This is a genomic window from Allobosea sp. TAB14, from assembly GCF_052113865.1.
Lineage (GTDB): Bacteria > Pseudomonadota > Alphaproteobacteria > Rhizobiales > Beijerinckiaceae > Allobosea > Allobosea spartocytisi.
In genome coordinates this window covers 1-1,030 of record NZ_JBFRDQ010000383.1, presented here as the reverse complement: position 1 = coordinate 1,030, position 1,030 = coordinate 1, and the positions used below count along the sequence as shown (strand labels likewise).

The window sequence follows — 1,030 nt, the reverse complement described above, 5'->3', positions numbered from 1 at the left end:
GTCCATGGGCGGCCTTGCCGTGGGCTTCGAGCCACAGCGTGATTGTGGCATCTATCGCCTTCAATTCGGGCTGGCGCGAAGCCAACTCGCCTGAAGCCGCAACGGAGCCGTTTGAATTCATGCCGAGACCGAAGTCCGTGCAGCAAGCGAACTCTGACACTGGCGCTGTGGCGGAAGCAGATTCGCGCCGCAGCGTGGGCTTGCGCGAGGTTGCTCGGCTCGCGGGAGTTTCAACAGCGACGGTATCGCGCGCGATCAACAATCCAGACGTTGTTTCGGCCGACCTACGCGAACGCATTGCCGTGGTCGTCAAAGAATTGGGATGGGTGCCGGATGGTGCGGCTCGGGCACTCAGCACGAGGCGCTCGCAGACAATCGGCGCAGTCTTTCCAGCTCTGTCTGTCGGCGATTTCGCAAACGCGACACATGCGATTCAGTCGGAGCTATCGCAGCTAGGTTATACCCTGCTTCTGGCGTGTTCCGAATACGATCCCGAGCTGGAACTCCACCAGGTACRCAAGTTTGTGGAGCGTGGTGTCGACGGATTGATCCTGGTCGGACAGGCTCACCATCCCGAGCTGGAGCCCCTGCTGGCTCGGCGGGAGATGCCGTTCGTCAACACCTTCGTCTACGATGGTAAGGCGAATGGAAGGTGCATCGGCCCGGACAATCATAAAGCGCTCGTGATGATGACGAACTACTTGGCCGATTTGGGCCATGTCCGGTTCGGAGCCATCGCTCAGTCGACGATGAACAATGATCGGGCCAGCGCAAGGCTTGATGGTCTGCGTGACGCGCTGGCACAGCGTGGCCTGGCTGTCCGCCCACAGCACTTCGCCATGGGCCAATGGACCGTCGCCGAAGGCCGCGCATTGTTTCGCAAAATCATGGAGACAAACCCGCGTCCCACGGCTGTGGTTTGCGGAAATGCTCACCTGGCCGTCGGGGCGGTCCTGGAAGCGCTGGCCATGGGGCTGCGATTGCCGGACGACATATCGATCGTCGGGTACGATGATATCGAGATCATGAG

At 60.5% G+C, this 1,030-nt stretch carries 1 protein-coding gene; it reads left to right on the top strand.

Going from position 1 to position 1,030, the window contains the following annotated elements:
* Positions 1–137 precede the first annotated feature (137 nt).
* A partial coding sequence (locus AB4Y99_RS27810) for a LacI family DNA-binding transcriptional regulator (protein ID WP_441525632.1) occupies positions 138–1,030 on the top strand: 893 nt, incomplete at its 3' end.